This is a genomic window from Isoptericola croceus (assembly GCF_029382255.1).
Classification (GTDB): Bacteria; Actinomycetota; Actinomycetes; order Actinomycetales; family Cellulomonadaceae; genus Isoptericola; species Isoptericola croceus.
Genome location: NZ_JARLLG010000001.1, coordinates 348223 through 365457, shown reverse-complemented (window position 1 = coordinate 365457; position 17235 = coordinate 348223). Strand labels below are relative to the sequence as shown.

Annotated in this window: 17 protein-coding genes; 7 read left to right on the top strand and 10 right to left on the bottom strand. The window is 71.6% G+C overall.

Annotated elements, in window-relative coordinates; all coding sequences use genetic code 11:
- The first annotated feature begins 127 nt into the window (after positions 1-127).
- The 5 genes from PZC42_RS01645 to PZC42_RS01625 all read left to right on the top strand — a co-directional run bounded on the left by PZC42_RS01645 (position 128) and on the right by PZC42_RS01625 (position 4800).
- Complete coding sequence (locus PZC42_RS01645; RefSeq protein WP_277207721.1) at positions 128-574, top strand: rhodanese-like domain-containing protein; 447 nt, start codon at positions 128-130, stop codon at positions 572-574.
- The gene (locus tag PZC42_RS01640; protein ID WP_438802884.1) at positions 571-1842 is read left to right on the top strand and encodes an O-succinylhomoserine sulfhydrylase; all 1272 of its coding nucleotides are present in this window, start codon (positions 571-573) and stop codon (positions 1840-1842) included. Before PZC42_RS01645 ends, PZC42_RS01640 begins: the two co-directional genes overlap by 4 nt.
- 183 nt (positions 1843-2025) lie before the next feature.
- On the top strand, positions 2026-3063 hold the full coding sequence (locus PZC42_RS01635) for an LLM class flavin-dependent oxidoreductase (protein ID WP_277207720.1): 1038 nt from the start codon (positions 2026-2028) through the stop codon (positions 3061-3063).
- A gap of 31 nt (positions 3064-3094) precedes the next feature.
- Positions 3095-3862, top strand: coding sequence for an MBL fold metallo-hydrolase (locus tag PZC42_RS01630; RefSeq protein WP_277207718.1), 768 nt, complete (start codon positions 3095-3097; stop codon positions 3860-3862).
- Positions 3863-3894: 32 nt separating this feature from the next.
- Positions 3895-4800, top strand: a complete 906-nt coding sequence (locus tag PZC42_RS01625; RefSeq protein ID WP_277207717.1) for an LLM class flavin-dependent oxidoreductase — start codon at positions 3895-3897, stop codon at positions 4798-4800.
- Here PZC42_RS01625 and PZC42_RS01620 read toward each other — a convergent pair whose 3' ends face one another.
- The 3 genes from PZC42_RS01620 to purS form a co-directional block, all read right to left on the bottom strand.
- Complete coding sequence (locus tag PZC42_RS01620) at positions 4801-5310, bottom strand: GNAT family N-acetyltransferase (protein ID WP_277207715.1); 510 nt, start codon at positions 5308-5310, stop codon at positions 4801-4803.
- 85 nt (positions 5311-5395) lie between these two features.
- Positions 5396-6127 carry a phosphoribosylformylglycinamidine synthase subunit PurQ gene (purQ, locus tag PZC42_RS01615; RefSeq protein WP_277207714.1) on the bottom strand — a complete coding sequence of 244 codons (732 nt, stop codon included), beginning with the start codon at positions 6125-6127 and terminating at the stop codon, positions 5396-5398.
- Positions 6127-6399 carry a phosphoribosylformylglycinamidine synthase subunit PurS gene (gene purS / locus PZC42_RS01610; protein ID WP_277207712.1) on the bottom strand — a complete coding sequence of 91 codons (273 nt, stop codon included), beginning with the start codon at positions 6397-6399 and terminating at the stop codon, positions 6127-6129. Before purS ends, purQ begins: the two co-directional genes overlap by 1 nt.
- 217 nt (positions 6400-6616) lie before the next feature.
- Here purS and PZC42_RS01605 point away from each other — a divergent pair, with 217 nt between their 5' ends.
- The gene (locus PZC42_RS01605; protein WP_277207709.1) at positions 6617-7075 is read left to right on the top strand and encodes a DUF4190 domain-containing protein; all 459 of its coding nucleotides are present in this window, start codon (positions 6617-6619) and stop codon (positions 7073-7075) included.
- 58 nt (positions 7076-7133) lie between these two features.
- Here PZC42_RS01605 and PZC42_RS01600 read toward each other — a convergent pair whose 3' ends face one another.
- The 4 genes from PZC42_RS01600 to PZC42_RS01585 all read right to left on the bottom strand — a co-directional run bounded on the left by PZC42_RS01600 (position 7134) and on the right by PZC42_RS01585 (position 11256).
- Entirely contained in the window at positions 7134-8117 is a 984-nt protein-coding gene (locus PZC42_RS01600) for a phosphoribosylaminoimidazolesuccinocarboxamide synthase (protein ID WP_277207706.1), read from the bottom strand.
- Positions 8114-9409, bottom strand: a complete 1296-nt coding sequence (gene purD / locus PZC42_RS01595; protein WP_277207703.1) for a phosphoribosylamine--glycine ligase — start codon at positions 9407-9409, stop codon at positions 8114-8116. Before purD ends, PZC42_RS01600 begins: the two co-directional genes overlap by 4 nt.
- A 43-nt stretch (positions 9410-9452) precedes the next feature.
- Positions 9453-10748, bottom strand: a complete 1296-nt coding sequence (locus PZC42_RS01590) for an adenylosuccinate synthase (RefSeq protein WP_277207701.1) — start codon at positions 10746-10748, stop codon at positions 9453-9455.
- A 130-nt stretch (positions 10749-10878) separates the two neighbouring features.
- Complete coding sequence (locus PZC42_RS01585; protein ID WP_277207699.1) at positions 10879-11256, bottom strand: STAS domain-containing protein; 378 nt, start codon at positions 11254-11256, stop codon at positions 10879-10881.
- A gap of 102 nt (positions 11257-11358) precedes the next feature.
- Between PZC42_RS01585 and PZC42_RS01580 the strand changes: the two genes are divergently transcribed.
- The gene (locus tag PZC42_RS01580) at positions 11359-11802 is read left to right on the top strand and encodes a DUF3151 domain-containing protein (protein WP_277207698.1); all 444 of its coding nucleotides are present in this window, start codon (positions 11359-11361) and stop codon (positions 11800-11802) included.
- Positions 11803-11956: 154 nt separating this feature from the next.
- On the opposite strand, the gene PZC42_RS01575 is transcribed toward PZC42_RS01580, so the two are convergent.
- From PZC42_RS01575 to PZC42_RS01565, 3 genes are all read right to left on the bottom strand, one after another.
- Positions 11957-13012 carry a hypothetical protein gene (locus tag PZC42_RS01575; protein WP_277207695.1) on the bottom strand — a complete coding sequence of 352 codons (1056 nt, stop codon included), beginning with the start codon at positions 13010-13012 and terminating at the stop codon, positions 11957-11959.
- A gap of 104 nt (positions 13013-13116) precedes the next feature.
- Positions 13117-13734: a hypothetical protein gene (locus tag PZC42_RS01570; RefSeq protein ID WP_277207693.1), complete on the bottom strand. Its 618-nt coding sequence runs from the start codon at positions 13732-13734 to the stop codon at positions 13117-13119.
- 25 nt (positions 13735-13759) lie between these two features.
- Complete coding sequence (locus PZC42_RS01565; protein ID WP_277207691.1) at positions 13760-17032, bottom strand: DUF4978 domain-containing protein; 3273 nt, start codon at positions 17030-17032, stop codon at positions 13760-13762.
- Positions 17033-17235 lie beyond the last annotated feature (203 nt).

Here is a 17235-nt window from a genome sequence, read left to right as displayed (position 1 = left end):
ACGTGGCACGTCGACGCCGCAGCAACCCGCGGGACCGGGCCGCCGTCGTCGAACCTCCACCGCGAGGCAGGCACGAGGCACGGGACCGGGCGTGGGTGCTACCGCCACGACCGATGGGAGGAGTGCGATGACCGCACCAGTGCAGGCCCGCCCCGCCGAGGGCTACGCCGGAGACATCACCCCGCAGGAAGCATGGGACCTGCTCGCCGCCGACCCCGAGGCCGTCCTCGTGGACGTCCGCACGGACGGCGAGTGGCGCACGATCGGCGTCCCCGACGTCGGCGGGCTCGGCAAGGAGACCGTGCTCAGCCAGTGGGTGACCGCCGACGGCCGCCCCAACCCCGGGTTCCTCACCGAGCTCGAGGCGGCCGGCGTCGGCCCCGGCCGGCCGGTGGTGTTCCTGTGCCGCTCCGGGCAGCGCTCCATCGGTGCCGCCCGCCTGGCGACCTCCGCCGGGATCGGCCCGTCGTACAACGTCCTCGAGGGGTTCGAGGGAGCGCCCGGATTCGGCGGGGTCCGCGACCAGACCGGCTGGAAGGTCCGCGGCCTGCCCCACCGGGAGCACACCCCGTGAGCCGCACCGACATCCCGACCGGGCCGGGCGCCAACCCCGCACCGTACGGCGGCGCCGGCCACCGACCGCTGCCGGACTCCGCACGGTCCGCCACGCTCGCCGTCCGCGGTGGCCACCGCCGCTCGGACTTCTCCGAGACGTCCGAGGCGATGTTCCTCACCCAGGGGTACACCTACGACTCCGCCGCCGACGCCGAGGCCGCGTTCGCCGGGGAGCACTCCCGGTTCGTGTACTCCCGCTACGGCAACCCCACGGTGCGCACCTTCGAGGAACGGCTGCGCCTGATCGAGGGTGCCGAGGCGTGCTACGCCACCACCACCGGGATGTCCGCCGTCTTCACCACGCTGGCGGCGCTCGTGTCCAGCGGCTCGCGGATCGTCTCGGCCCGCGCGCTGTTCGGCTCCACCAACGTCATCTACGACGAGATCCTCGCCAAGTGGGGCGTCGACGTGGACCTCGTCGACGGCCACGTCACCTCGCAGTGGGAGGAGGCGCTCGCCACCCCCGCGGACGTCGTCTTCTTCGAGTCGCCGTCCAACCCCATGCAGGACCTCGTGGACGTGCGCCGCGTGTGCGAGCTCGCCCACGCGGCCGGGGCCGTCGTCGTCGTCGACAACGTGTTCGCCACCCCCGTGCTGCAGAAGCCGCTCGAGCTCGGCGCGGACGTCGTGGTCTACTCCGCGACCAAGCACATCGACGGCCAGGGGCGCGTCCTCGGCGGGGCGATCCTCGGTCCCGAGGAGTTCCTGGCCGGGCCGGTCGAGACGTTCCTGCGGCACACCGGTCCCTCGCTGAGCCCGTTCAACGCCTGGGTGCTGCTCAAGGGCCTCGAGACGCTGGACGTGCGCGTCCGCGCGCAGAACGCCGCCGCCCTGCAGGTCGCCGAGTTCCTCGAGGGGGCCGACGGCGTCACCGGGGTGCGCTACCCGTTCCTGCCCTCGCACCCCCAGCACGAGCTGGCGCTGTCCCAGCAGACCGGCGGCGGCACCGTGGTGACGTTCGACCTGGACGTGCCCGCCGGGACCGCACCGGACGAGGCGAAGCGGCGCACCTTCGCGTTCCTCGACGCGCTGCGGATCATCGACATCTCCAACAACCTCGGCGACGCGAAGTCGATCATCACCCACCCGGCGACCACCACCCACCGACGCCTGGGCGCCGAGGGGCGTGCCGCCGTCGGCATCCGCGAGACCACCGTGCGGCTGTCCGTCGGGCTCGAGGACCCCCTGGACATCGTCGAGGACGTGGCGCAGGCGCTGCAGGCCTGAGCCGCACGCCGCGGCGTCGCGCGCGGCGCGGTGCCGCTCACGCCCGGAACGGGGCCCCTCCTCCTCACGACTCCTGCCCCCGCTGATCGTGGGCTCGGCGGCGCCTCACCGCATCCGGCGATGCGTGACGCGCGACACCGCGGCTGCGGAAGGTCCCGGGCGTCGCGTCGGTTGAGTCCGACGATGAGCACCTCACCCTCCCTCTCCGTCCTGGACCTCGTCCCCGTGCGCACCGGGCAGACCAGCGCCCAGGCGCTGACCTCCTCGCTCGCGCTCGTGCAGCGCGCCGACGATCTCGGCTACGAGCGCTACTGGTTCGCCGAGCACCACAACATGCCCGCCGTCGCCGCCTCGACGCCACCGGTCATGATCGCGGCCGCGGCCGCACGGACGGCGCGGATCCGTGTCGGTTCGGGTGGCGTCATGCTGCCGAACCACGCTCCGCTGGTGGTCGCCGAACAGTTCGCCGCCCTGGAGGCCCTCGCTCCCGGACGGATCGACCTCGGCATCGGCCGGGCGCCGGGCTCGGACCCCGTGGTGACGGCACTGCTGCGGGCGTCCGGGCCGACGTCGGACGTCGAGCGGTTCGCCGAGCACGTGCAGAACATCCTCGCCCTCATGGAGCCCGACGGCGCCCGGCTGCGACTGACGGACGGCAAGGTCTACGACGTGCGCGCCACTCCGGCGGCCACCGGCTCCCCGACCGTGTGGCTGCTCGGTTCGAGCGACTACTCGGCACGCCTCGCCGCGGAGCTCGGCCTGCCCTACGTGTTCGCCAACCACTTCTCTGGCGCCGGCATCGACCAGGTGCTCGCGCTGTACCGCGACGGCTACCGCCCGAGCGAGGCGCACCCGGAGCCGCGGACGTTCCTCACCGTGAACGCCGTCGTGGCGCCGACACGCGACGAGGCGGACGAGCGCGCGCTGCCCCAGCTGCGGGCCATGGCCCGGCTGCGGACCGGCCGCCCGATGGGCCGGGCCGAGACCGTGGAGGAGGCCCTCGCGACGCCGCTGGACACGCTCGGCCAGCAGATGATCGAGGACATGCGGGCCCGCTGGCTGATCGGCGAGCCGGAGCCGGTCCGCACGCAGGTCGCGGCGCTCGCCGCCCGCCACGGTGTCAACGAGGTGATGGTGGTGCCGGTCGCCGGGACGTATGCGGGCGAGCCGCTCGACGCGACGCCGGGCCGGGTGCAGACCCTCGAGCTCCTGGTCGGCTGAGGGCGGCTCCAGGGGGTCGACCCGTGCCACGATGGACCGCGTGACGTCCATCGTGACCGTGCTGCGGGCCGAGAACCCGGGCCCGATGACGCTCGACGGCACCCGCTCGGTGCTGCTGCGCGCACCGGGGTCGCCGTCGTGCGTGGTCGTGGACCCCGGGCCCGACGACGGCGCCCACCTGGGTGCGCTGGCCGCGGCCGGCCCGGTGGAGCTGATCCTCGTCACGCACCGGCACCCGGACCACACGGCGGGTTCCCCCGGTCTGCGCGCCCGCACCGGCGCGCCGGTGCGGGCGGCGGACCCGGACCACTGCCACGGCGGCGCGCCCCTGCGGGACGGCGAGGTGATCGAGGTGGCCGGTGTGCGGATCGAGGTCGTCGCCACCCCGGGTCACACCGGCGACTCCGTGTCGTTCGTGGTCACCGGGCCCGGCGAGGAGCCCGTGGTGCTCACCGGCGACACGGTCCTCGGCCGGGGGACCACGGTCATCGCGGAGCCCGACGGGTCCCTCGCCGACTACCTGGCGAGCCTCGACACCCTCGAGCGGATCGGCGACGGACGCCTCGCGGTCCCCGCTCACGGCCCGGCGATCCCCGACCTCGGGGCCGCCGTGCGGGCCTACCGCGCCCATCGTCACGAGCGCCTCGACCAGGTGCGCCGGGCCCTGGTCGCGCTCGGGCCCGACACGGCCGTGGACGACGTCGTCGCGCACGTGTATGCGGACGTCGACCCTGCCGTGCTTCCCGCGGCGCGCCAGTCCGTAGCCGCACAGCTCGCCTACCTGCGCGTGTCCGGCTGAGCCCTGTGGGTGGCTCCCGGGATGATCGAGCCATGAGCAATGCCATGCCGCACACGTCCCCCGCCCCCCGCCTCGGCGTCGCCTACGTCCCGACGCACCCGCCCGAGAGCCTGCGCACGCTGGCCACCGCCGTGGAGCGGGCCGGGCTCGACGACCTGTGGGTGTGGGAGGACTGCTTCAAGCAGAGCGGCCTCGCCTCGGCGGCCGCCGCCCTCGCATGGACCGACCGGATCCGTGTCGGCCTCGGGCTCATGCCCGCGCCGCTGCGCAGCACCGCGATCACGGCCATGGAGATCGCGACGCTCGCGCGAATGTTCCCCGGCCGGTTCGTGCCGGCGGTCGGCCACGGGGTGCAGGAGTGGATGGCCCAGTCCGGCGTGAAGGTCGCCTCGCCGCTCACGCTGCTGCGGGAGAGCACCGAAGCGCTCCGCGCCCTGCTCGCCGGCAAGGAGGTGACGTCGTCGGGCCGCTACGTCAACCTGGACGCCGTCCGCCTCGACTGGCCGCCGGCCGATCTCGTGCCGCTCTGGCTCGGCGGTGTCGGCCCGCGTTCTCTCGCCCTGGCCGGCGAGCTGGGTGACGGGCTGATCCTGGCGAACGCTCTGACGCCCGACGATGTCCGCACGACGGTGGCCACCGCCCGTGACGCCGCCCGGACGGCCGGGAACGAGCTCGCCGACGTGCACGCCACGCTCGTCACCGCGACAGGTCCGGGAGCCGAGGAGCGGCTCGCCCGGGAGCTGCCGCTGTGGGGCGCCGCCACCGACCGGGGCATCGGTGCCGCCGGGGACGCCGCGACGATCGCGGCGGCGGTGCTCGCGCTCGCCGACGCGGGGGCCACCGCCGTGGCCATCCAGCCCACGGCGGACGAGCCGGACCTGGCCGGGTTCGTCGACTTCCTCGGGCGTGAGGTGCGGCCGCTGCTCAGCGCGGCGTGATCAGAGCCGCTTGCCGTAGCAGCGCTGGTCGGGCTCTCCGGCGTACCGCCCGTACGCCTCGATCGGCTCGTACCCGAGGGCGACGTAGAGCGCCATCGCCTCGGGCTGGGCCGTCCCGGTCTCCAGCACGAGCCGGCGGAAGCCCGCCTCCCGCACCGCGCGCTCCAGCTCGCCCATCAGCCGGCGGGCGACGCCTCGCCCGCGGTGGCCGTCGAGCACGTAGACCCGCTTCACCTCACCGGTGGCGGCAGGGTGCGTGGCGCCTCGCCCACGGCCGTCGTCGGTCCCGGACACGTCCCGGACGCTGCCGCCACCCACCGTGACACCGTCGATGCGTGCCAGCAGGGTCACGACGATGCGCGCCGGGTCGATGACCTCCTTCGCGTCGTCGTCGCCGCCGTAGCGACGTCCGAGGTCGGCGACGGCCTCGGACCGCAGCCGCGCCGCGTCCTCGTGGTCCCACGGGACCTCGACGAGCTCGACGACGTCGACCTGCGCCTCGGCGGTCATGCCGCGCTCGCCTCGCACGACCACAGCGGTGCCTCGCTCCGGCGCACCTCGTCCCTCGGCGTCCCTGCGCGGGGGCTTCTCGCGGTCATGCGTGGACGAGTGACGCCAGCACCGAGGTGAAGAAACCCAGCCCGTCGGTCCCGGCGCGCTGACCGGCGTCGCTGTCGGGACCGAACCCGGCCTCCACGGCGTGCTCGGGGTGCGGCATGAGCCCGACCACGTTGCCCGCCGAGTTGGTGATGCCCGCGATGTCGCGGCGTGATCCGTTGGGGTTCGTCCCCACGTAGCGGAAGGCGACACGCCCCTCGCCCTCGAGCTCGTCGAGGGTGCGCTCGTCGGCGACGAACTGGCCGTCCTGGTTCTTCAGCGGGATCGTGATGCGCTGACCCGCGGTGTACTGGTTCGTCCAGGCCGTCCCGGCGTTCTCCACGGCGAGGACCTGCTCGCGGCACACGAAGTGCAGGTGATCGTTCTTGACCATCGAACCGGGCAGCAGGTGCGACTCCGTGAGGACCTGGAAGCCGTTGCAGATGCCCAGCACGGGCATACCGCCGCGCGCGGCGTCGACGACGGCGTCCATCGCGGGGGCGAACCGGGAGATGGCGCCCGCGCGCAGGTAGTCGCCGTAGGAGAACCCACCGGGCAGCACGACGGCGTCGACGCCCTGCAGGTCACCGTCAGCATGGAACAGCGGGACCGGCACGCCACCGGCCAGGCGCACCGCGCGGGCCGCATCCCGGTCGTCGAGGGTGCCGGGGAAGGTGATGACGCCGATGCGGGCGCTGCTCAGGGTGCTGCTGGACGAACCGGTGCTCATCAGGCCACCGCTCCGGAGGACTCCTGCGAGGCGTCGGCGACACGCACGACGTCCTCGATGACCGGGTTGGACAGCAGCTTCTCCGCGGCCTGGCGGGCGGCCTCGAGCACCTCGGGCGTCACCTCGCCCTCGACCTCGAGCTCGAACCGCTTGCCCTGCCGGACACCGGAGAACTGGGTGAAACCGAGGCGCGGCAGCGCCCCGACCACGGCCTTGCCCTGGGGGTCCAGGATCTCGGGCTTGGGCATGACCTCGACGACGACGCGTCCCACTTCGGGCTCCTAGGGGCTCTGCACGGGCCGTCGCTCCGGGATCCCGGCACACGACGCGGGTACGAAGGGTGCGCGTGGGACGGGCGGGAGCACGACGGCGGGATTCCGCCGCCAGTCTACCCGCCGCCGTGCGGGGGCTGGATCTCGCGAGGCGCCGTGGTCACCGCTAGGGTCGCGTCAGACGCGGCATCACACACCACACACCCGGGAGACTCTCGTGACATCGACCTCTTCGCCCGACCCGTACCGGCCCGGAAGCGGGCGCGACCCGGCGACCCCGCCCGCGGGCGGCGACCCGTACGGCACCGGGTCCCCCCAGGGCACGCCGCCGCCCTACCAGAGCGGCTCACCGTACGCGGCGGGCCAGCCGTCCATGCCGGCCCCGACGGGCCAGTCTCCCTACCCGGCACAGCAGGGCCAGGGGACGGACGGCTTCTCCATCGCGGCGCTGGTGACCGGCATCCTCGGCATGGCCCTGATCGCCGTGGGCCTCGGCATCGCCGGCCTGGTCCGGACCAAGAGGTCCGGCCGCCCCGGCAAGGGCCTCGCGATCGCGGGCATCATCCTCGGCGCGCTGTCCACGATCGCCTGGATCGCGTTCATCGTGTTCTTCGTCGCCCTGGTCAACAGCCCGGAGGTCCGGGACGGGATCGAGCGAGGCTTCTACTCGTACTAGCAGCCGGTCGCGCACGACGGACCTCGGGTGCCGGGCCCGGCACCCGAGGTCCGGCCGCTCAGACCAGCGCCGTGCCCGTGATCCGCGCGAACGCCTCGAGATAGCGGTCCCGGGTGCGGCGCACGACGTCGGCGGGCAGCGGGGGCGGATCCGTGTCTCCCGCGCGGTCCCAGCCGGAGGCGTCCGAGGTGAGCCAGTCGCGCACGAACTGCTTGTCGAAGCTGGGCTGCGCGCGACCCGGCTCCCAGGAGTCCGCGGGCCAGAAACGCGAGCTGTCCGGGGTGAGGACCTCGTCACCGAGGACGATCCGCCCCGCGTCCGTGCCGCCGTCGGGCAGCCTGCCGAACTCCAGCTTGGTGTCGGCGAGGATCACGCCGCGCTCCCGGGCGATCTCCTCGGCACGGCGGTAGACCGCCAGCGTCAGGTCGCGCAGCCGAGCGGCATCCTCGTCGCCGACCGTGCGGGCGACCTCGGCGAACGTCACGTTCTCGTCGTGCTCGCCGACCTCCGCCTTGGTGGCGGGAGTGAAGATCGGCTCCGGCAGCCGGGATCCGTCGACCAGCCCGTCGGGCAGCGGGATGCCCGTCACCTCTCCGTTCGACCGGTACTCCGCGAGCCCGGAACCGGTGAGGTAGCCACGGGCCACGCACTCCACGGGAAACATGTCGAGACGGCGGCAGATCATCGCGCGGCCCGCGACGACGTCGGGCACCAGCCCGTCCCCCGGCTCGGCGCTCGCCTCGGTCGACACCACGTGGTTGTCGACCAGGTCGGCGAGCTGCTCGAACCACCACAGGCTGAGCTGGGTCAGCACCACGCCCTTGTCGGGGATGCCGGTAGCGAGCACGTGATCGTAGGCCGACACCCGGTCCGAGGCGACCACGAGGACGACGTCGCCCAGCGGGTGCACCCCGCCCAGCACCGGCAGGTCAGGGGCGTAGAGGTCACGGACCTTGCCGGAGTAGACGTGGGTCCAGCCGGGCAGGTCGATCCGGCCGCCCGCGAAGGCGCCGTCCGTGAACGTCTCCGGTGCGTCGCTCACGGGACCTCCACCTCGCCCTGCTCAGCCTTGAGCGCGATGTCGCCACGGTGGTGCGAGCCCGGCAGGTCGATCAACCCGACCCCCGCGTACGACGCCGCCCGCGCCGCCGCGAGGTCGTCCCCTCGCCCGACCACCGACAGGACTCGACCGCCCGCGCTGACGAGCGTGCCGTCCTCGGCCACCGCGGTCCCGGCGTGCAGGACGTGCACACCGTCGAGACCGGCCGCCGCGTCGATGCCCGTGACCGGGTCGCCCTTGCGAGGCGACTCGGGGTACCCGTGCGACGCCACGACGACGTTCACGACCGCCTCGTCGGTCCAGTTCAACGGCGCGAGCTCCGCCAGCGTGCCCTGCGCCGCGGCCAGCAGCACGACCGACAACGGGGTGCGCAGGCGGGCGAGCACCGCCTGGATCTCCGGGTCACCGAACCGCACGTTGAACTCGACCACGCGGGTGCCGCGCGAGGTCAGCGCGAGCCCGACGTACAGGACGCCGGAGAACGGGGTGCCCCGGCGGGCCATCTCGTCGACCGTGGGCTGGGCGATACGGTCGACGACCTCGCCGACCAGCCCGGACGGCGCCCAGTCGAGCGGGGTGTAGGCACCCATGCCGCCCGTGTTCGGACCGGCGTCGCCGTCCCCGACCCGCTTGAAGTCCTGCGCGGGCACCATCGGGACCACCGTCGTGCCGTCGCACACGCAGAACAGCGACACCTCGGGGCCGTCCAGGTACTCTTCGATCACCACCGTGCCGGCGTCGCCGCGGGCCTCCAGCGACACCCGCCCGTGCTCGAGCGCCACGTCCCGGTCCGTGGTCACCACGACGCCCTTGCCTGCGGCCAAGCCGTCGTCCTTGACCACGAACGGCGGGCCGAAGGCGTCGAGCGCTGCGGCGACCTCGTCCGTCGTGGTGCACACGTGCGCCATCGCGGTCGGCACGCCCGCCGTGGCCATGACCTCCTTCGCGAAGGCCTTCGACCCCTCGAGGCGCGCCGCCTCGGCCGACGGGCCGAAGACGGGCACGCCGGCGGCCCGCACGGCGTCGGCCACCCCGGCGACCAACGGTGCCTCGGGGCCGACGACGACGAGGTCCACGCCCAGCGCGGTGGCGAGCGCGGCGACCGCACCGCCGTCGTTCGCGTCGATCGCGTGCAGCGTGGCCTGCTCACGCATCCCCGGGTTGCCCGGCGCGGCGTGCAGCTCGTGCGTGGCGCCACCGGCAGCCGGCTCCGAGGCGAGGGAGTGGACGATGGCGTGCTCGCGAGCACCGTTCCCGACGACGAGGATCTTCACGGTGAGCCAGTCTAGGTGCCAGCGCGCGGGGCGCCACGGCGTCTCAGGCGCGCGGGTGGATCAGGTCGTGGATGCCGATGATCTCGTCGCGACGCGGGCCCACACCGATCGCGGAGACGCGGCAGCCCGAGATCTCCTCGAGGCGACGCACGTAGCGCTGGGCGTTGACCGGCAGGTCCTCGAACGTGCGGCAGTGCGAGATGTCCTCCCACCAGCCGTCGAGCTCCTCGTAGATCGGCTTCGCGTGGTGGAACGCCGTCTGGTCGATGGGCATCTCGTCGTATCGCTCGCCGTCGACGTCGTACGCGACGCACACCGGGACCTTCTCGAGCCCGGTGAGCACGTCGAGCTTGGTCAGCACGAGGTCGGTGAGACCGTTGACGCGCGCCGCGTACCGCGAGATGACGGCGTCGTACCAGCCGCAGCGCCGCGGACGCCCCGTCGTGACGCCGAACTCGCCGCCCGCCTTCTGCAGGTAGGCGCCCTTGTCGTCGAAGAGCTCGGTCGGGAAGGGACCCTCGCCCACCCGGGTGGTGTAGGCCTTGACCACCCCGATGACGGAGTCGACGCGCGTGGGCCCGACGCCCGAGCCCGTCACGGCGCCGCCGGCGGTCGCGTTCGACGACGTCACGAACGGGTAGGTGCCGTGGTCGACGTCGAGCATCGTCGCCTGACCGCCCTCGAACAGGACGGTCTCACCGCGGTCGAGCGCCTGGTTCAGCGCGAGCCCCGTGTCGGCCACCATGGGGCGCAGCCGCTCGGCGTGCTGGAGCAGCTCGTCGAGGGTCTCCTGGACCTCGATGGCCCGACGGTTGTAGACCTTCACGAGCAGGTGGTTCTTCTGGTCGAGCGCGCCCTCGATCTTCTCGGCGAGGATCTTCTCGTCGAAGAGATCGGCGATCCGCAGGCCGACACGGTTGATCTTGTCCGCGTAGGCGGGCCCGATGCCCCGGCCCGTGGTGCCGATCTTGCGCTTGCCGAGGAACCTCTCGGTCACCTTGTCCACCGTGCGGTGGTAGCCGGCGATGACGTGGGCGCCCTGCGAGACGAGCAGACGCGAGACGTCCACCCCACGCTCGATCAGGCCGTCCAGCTCCTCGAAGAGGACCTCGATGTCCACCACGACACCGTTCGAGATCACCGGCGTGACACCGGGCGACAGGATGCCGGACGGGAGCAGGTGCAGGGCGTACTTCTCGTCCCCGATGACGACGGTGTGCCCGGCGTTGTTCCCGCCGTTGAACTTCACCACGTAGTCGACGCGGTCTCCGAGAAGATCGGTCGCCTTCCCCTTGCCCTCATCGCCCCACTGGGCGCCGACGAGCACCACGGCTGGCATGGATCAACTCTCCTCGTGAATCGGTGAGCCCGGGGGCTGCCGCCGGGCCTCGGCAGAGTTTACCCGGCCATGACCTTGGCCGGGCGACGGTGCGTGCGGCGGCCGTGCGAGCGGGTGCGTCGACGACGGTTCAGGCGGGCCGCGGACGCTGCGGGAGCTGCACCGGCGTCGCCCCGGTGGACGTGTCCGACTGCTCGCACTGGTGGTCGTGGTCGACCCGGAACAGGTCGAGCGCTCCACAGACCTCCAGCACGAACAGGTCGCGCTCGTCGGAGCCACGCAGCACCGTCGCGCCGCCCCTCTTGCGCCCGGAGTCCGCCAAGGAGATGAGGAAGGCGGCGCCGGTCGAGTCCATGAAGGTCACCCGGCACATGTCGATCACCAGCAGCTGGCGGCGCAGCCCGACCACACGCGCCGCGATCTCGGGGAACTGATCCCGCTCGGCAAGATCGAGGTCCCCGGCGATCACGAGCGTCGTCGTCGTCGAGGACGTCGCGATCTCGATCATGCGTACGAGACTACCCGCGTCAGGACGCCGCAGGCCCGCCGAACCCGCAATTGACCTCCCAGAGTGCGTGCACGGCGCCGACCGCCTGGGACAATGGTCGGCATGAGCTCATCCCAGCCTGTGGACAACCTGCTCGGCGGACCGCCCCCGACATACCTGCCGGACGCGTACTCCGCTGCCCGCGCGGCCCTGGAGGACGGCCAGAACCCTGCGCACGTCGCCGCCGCACACCCGGCGTCGAGCCTCGTGTGGGCGGTGCTGGCCGAGCAGACGCTCGACGGGGGCGACGAGCTCGTCCACGCCGTGACGGCCTACGCCTACGCCCGGACCGGCTACCACCGTGGCCTTGACGCGCTGCGTCGCGCGGGGTGGCGCGGCCAGGGGCCGATCCCTGCCGACCACCTGCCCAACCAGGGTTTCCTGCGCGCGCTGCTCGCGCTGTCCCGCGCAGCTGACCGCATCGGGGAGGGCGCCGAGGCCGATCGGTGCGCCCAGTTCCTCGTCGACGCCGGCACCTCGGTGAGCGAGGTCCGGACGCTGACCTGACGGTGAGTACGACAACCGTAGATCGTGATCTTGACCTGCGGTGATGCGTCGATGGTAGTGGGGTCACCGCAGGCGCGCGGGATGTCGCGGTCCAGGAGAACGCGCTGTGTCGCGGGCAGGGTGTCGGCCGGAGCGTGCCGCCCGTACGGGCGGCTCACGCCCCGTCTCGACGGCGCGCCTCACGACGGCCTTCCTCGCGCGCCAGGGCCAGCATGCGCGTCAGACGGCGCTTCGACCTCACCCTCCCCCACAGGCCCGAACCGACGATCAGCGCGAGACCGGCGAGCACAGCGAGCTGCGACCACGGCCACGCCCACACACCGAGAGAGACGGACAGCGGGGCCATCTCGGAACCGCTCCCCTCGAGGACGCGAGGAGTGACGTGCAGATGCGCCGGCACGAACACCGTCGGCCACAGGTCGTCGACCGGCACGACGACGGTGCGCCGGTCGCCCGGGAGCAGCTCCTGATCGGGTTCGGCGTCCGCCGGGAACTCGATCACGCGGCCCGCCGCCTCCACCGCCCCGGTCACGACGACGCGCGTGTTGCCGATGTTCACGACATCGAACCGCACGGCGGCCGCGCCCGGCGCGAACGGGTTCCCCGAGGCGCGATACGACGCGAACACGCCGTCGACCGTCACGCCCGGGTCGACGTCCCCCGCCACCCGTGTCATGACGCGGAACCCCACCCGTGACTCCACCCCGACGGTCCCGCCCCCGTCCATTGCCTGCCGCGACAGGATCGATGCGGCGATACCCGCCGCATGGTCACCGGGGGACGCGTTCTCGGGAACCACCGTCGTGAACGGCAGGATCGCGGTCTCGTCGGCCCGCACCGTGACCTCGTCGGTCACGTCGATCCACAAGCCCGCGTCGACGGACTCCTGGTCGGACGGCAGCATGCTGAACCGGCCGTTCTCACCGAAGTAGCCGTCGGCCGCGGTGATCCGGAAGGTCACGTCCTGATCCGACAGGTTCCGCAGAGCGAGATGCTCCGTCGCGGTCTCACCCGGGTCGAGCTCCTGCTCCACCCACGCCCGGCCGTCCTCGCCGGAGGCGTCTGCAGGGCGCACCGACCACGTCACGGTGCCGTCGACGTCGTCCGCCTCTCGCGGCCCGGCGGCTGCGGGCGGGGCCGTCAGGAGCAGCGCCACGCAGGCCGCTGCGAGCATCTCCACCACAGTGACCCGGCGGCGTGGTGAGAACACGAAGGACATCGTCCACCTTCCATGGTCGTGGGCCGAGGGCGCCGCCGGCGGCGACGCCCTCGGGTACCACGGTGCTCAGCGCGCTGCCGGAGCGCCCGAGCCGCTCACTCGAACAGCGACAGAGTCAGTGTCGAGGTATAAGTTCCCACCTCGGTGCCGACGGGCACCTGCAGCAGGAGCTGCGCACCGGCCTGCCACGATCCCACCGCTTCCTCGGACGTCAGCGCCATGGCGAGGAGCTCGCGGCCCTCCAGCCCCACGTTGTTCGGCGACGCATCGTCGTCCAGCGTGGGCGCCACCTCTGGTCCCACCGCGACGACGCCGTCGCCGTCGTCGGCCACCGACGGCGACCAGCCGAGGTGCTCCGGGCCGATCTCGGGCTGGGCGGCGTCGCCCACGAACGAGGACGCCGTGCCCTCGACCCACCAGAAGGCGCCCTCGGGAATCTCGTCCGCCGTCCGGGTGTCCGTCACCGTCACCGTCGGGAGCGCGCCCGTGAACTGCCGGACAGTACCGGTGGACCCGTCCTCGGAGAGCTGCGCGCTGGTCCCCGCCACGCTCATGGCGAGGATGCCCGCATGGTCGTCCTCGATCTGCACGCGGACGTCGATCTCGCCACCCGGTCCGACCTGCTCCTCCGCGAAGGCGACGCCTGCCACTCCCGCGAGCAGCGTGGCACCCAGGGCTGCCACCGATACCCGCGTCGCCGTATCCCGCTTCATCATGACTCTCCTGTGTTCTCTGCGATCAGGCGCAGGTGATCGAGTCGTACGGCGCCGTGAGGGTCTCCGCGACGGCCTTGCCACCGATCTCGCCGCTCACCGCGACAGCCGCCTCTCCCGCGTCGACCGAGGCCTGTCGCGAGGTGAAGCTCGCGGCCGCCTTCTTGTCGACGCCGAGGTCGTGCGTGCGCGAACCGAACTCGGACGAGACGGCGAACGACGCCGGCGCGACACCCCCGTTCGCGACCCGCACGGTCACCACGGCCTTCCCGGCCACGCAACGCACCGCCGCCGAGGCGGTCGCCTCGAAGGACGTCGCCGATACCGGATGGCGCAACGTGATCACGTCCACGCCGAGGCCGTAGCCGCTGCTCTCGGGGTTCTTGCCGGTCACGGTGTACCGGACGGTGACCGGGCCGGGCTCGGTCACGGTGATCGTGCCGGCCGTCACCGTCGGGAACCACGCTGTCTCGTCGTACAGGTCGTAGGGCTCCCCCACGTCCTCGCCGTCGACGGATACCTGTGCGATACCGCGCAGGCTCCCCGTGCGGTAGACCGTGTGCAGGTCGTAGGTCCCCGCCTCGGGCACGTCGATGGTGTACTCGATGTAGTCCCCGGCGCCGGTCGCCGGCAGCTTGTTCCAGGCGCCGCCCGATGCGCCGTCGTCCCATTTCTCGATCGGCTGGTTCGCGGTCGGGCTCGACGACTCGGCCTCGAAGCGGTACTCGGCCAGGGCCGGAGGGATGTCGCCGTTGGTCAGCACCCGCGCCACGTCGCCTGCAGGAATGGTGACGACGAGGTCGTCGCCCTCCGTGGAGGTTTCGGCGTCGCCCAACTTCGTCCAGGTGTTGTCCGTCCGGGCATTGCCGGTCGTGACGTCCCCGTCGGTCGCGTCGGCGTCGTAGGTGCCGAGCTCGACGCTCGCGACGTGGTTGGCGAGTCCGGCCAGGCGGAAGGTCGTCTCCTCGGTCGTCCCGAGCGCGATCTCGTTCGCCGCACGCTCGATGGCGAAGCCGCGAGAGCTCGTGTCGAAGCCGTGCGGGTCGTTCACGACGGCGTAGGAGATGCCCACCGAGCGGATCGACTGCTCGACCGTCTCGCCGTCCGGGCTCAGCCCCTTCGGGTCGAAGAACTTCAACGTCGAGCCGCCGACCGCGTCCGTGTTCCGGGTCGCGAGGTCGTAGCCGACCTTGTTGTAGAGGGTGTTCACGAGGGCGACGCGCTCGATCTTCTGCGCGAAGGTCATCGTTCCCGGCGTGCCCGATCCCGTCCTCGCGTCGGCGGGCCGGTCGGTCCGGCCGCAGGCGTCCACCGGGTTGAACGAGTCGTAGAGGCCGTCACCGTCGAACGAGCACGCGTTGTAGCCGTTGTGCAGCGCACCCCCGGCGACCGTCGCGAACTTCTTCTCGGCGGCGTCGGTGTTGTTCATGCCGTCTTCCATGACGACCGGGATGTTCTCGCCCTTGGCGATGTTGAACGGGTGCCGCCCGTTGCCGATGTTGTACATGCGTTCCACGGAGACGTTGTACGTGTCGATGCCGACGAAGTCGACGTTCGTGCCCACCTCGGGGTTCGCACGCATCGCCTCGTTGATGTCCACCATGTACGTGGGTGAGTTCTGCTGGTGGTTCACCCGGGCCCACACCGGCAGCGAGCTCTCCTTGACGCGCTTGCCGAGGTAGTCGTTGTAGTACCAGGTCTGGTACTTGCGGAACTCGGAGTCACTGGTCACGAGGTACCCACCGTGATCGGCATCCCCCTCCGTACGCCACAGGTCGCGCTGCGCGAGCGAGATCGGCGAGCGGGACATGCTGTCGGTCGCGAGCCCATCGTTGTTGTCCGGCCACTTGATCGGCGTGCCGTTGAGCGTGCCGTTGTACGGCTCGTTCTGGGTCTGCACGCCGATCAGGGTGTCGCCGATGTTCTTGCCGGCCTCGTCGGTGAGGGTGGCGGTGTGCTCCATGATGGCGTGGAGCATGTCGCCCTCCTTCTCCATCAGCGCCGTGTCGGCACGATCGCCGAGGAACGTGTACATCGAATTCGGCTCACCGACCTTCTTCTGGAAGAGCGGGGTCCCGATCGAGCCGTTGTAGAGCACGTTCTCCGGGTCCTGGTCCACGGTGGTCATCTGATAGTTGTGGAACACGTAGAACGGCACCCGGTAGTCGGAGGCCCATCCGGTGGAGTCCGAGCCGAACCAGATCACCTCGAACTTCAGGCCGTACTTCTCGGCGTACCGCACCAGCTGGTCGTAGTACGTCCAGTCGATGTTCTCGAGGCTCGCGTCCGAGAAGAACATGCGCGGCCGGAGCGGCTGCTTGAGCCAGGCGCTGTTCGTGTCGCTGTCGTCCCTCGTCGACGCCGCGGTCTCGAAGGTGACCGTCTCGGCGGCGACTGCGGCCTTGTCGGTACGGTCGGCCGGCGTCGATGAAGCGACGAGGAAGCTCACGCTCTGGTCGCCGGCATCGTGCGCGTCCGCGACGTAGTCGGTCACGTCGAGGTCGTAGAAGTACGTGCGCTTGATGCGGTCCCACTTCGGCGTCACCGAGGTGGGCTCGATGACCGAGCCGTCCGGCGCTTCAAGCTGCGTCCCGTCATAGGTGACGTCGCCGAGACCGGCGTTGTCCCAGGTGAGGTCCTCGACGTTCTGGTCGGACGGCACCCCGTACAGGTTCAGGTAGTGGCTGTAGTACATCCCGCCGGTCTGCGGGAACTCCCGCTGACGCTCGTCCGAGCTGTTCACGTACAGCCGGATCTTGGAACCGTCGACGTTCTCCACCTCGTCCGGGATGTCGAACCGCACATAGCCGAGCTGCTGCGCCGTGGCGTCGTCCGCGACCCAGCTCGTCTGGAACGTCGTCAGGTCGGCCGGCGAACCGTCCGCCGAGATCGTGGCCGTCTGCGTCTGCTCCGGAGTCGTGACCTTGTCCTTCTGCAGATCGGACCACAGCACCTGGACGTTGACCGTGTTGTATCCGTCCTCGGCCACCTGTTTGTAGATCTGCTCGAGGCTGCGCTTCTGGGGATCCGACGAATCGTGCTCCTCAAGGGGTACGTCTGCACGGTAGCCGATCTGGGTCAGCAGCTTGTCGGCGCGAAGCTGGATGCCGCTGTACCAGTACGGCTCCCCATCGACCTGCAGCACCTGGTCGCGGTCGAAACCGCTGCCCGCCGACTTCAAGGCCACCTCGGAGTGGGCTCGCCCGTCCTCCGCTGTCGCCGGGGCGGCGACCCCACCGGCCATCGCCAGCACCACGGCACCTACCGCAACCGCGCTGCCCGCCGCTCCTGCTCTCATGCTCGTGCTCCCTTGCACACCATGGATGGACGCGCGAATGTGAACGTTCATTATTTGCGCTTCGATGAGATTAGTGATCGATCACAATCACTGTCAAGGACTCCGGTCGGACGCCCGGCCAGCATGGCGAGCCTCACGGCGGCGCCCACGCGCCTGGATCTCGAACGAGCCGGCCGCCATACCCCTGGTCTCGAACACCAACC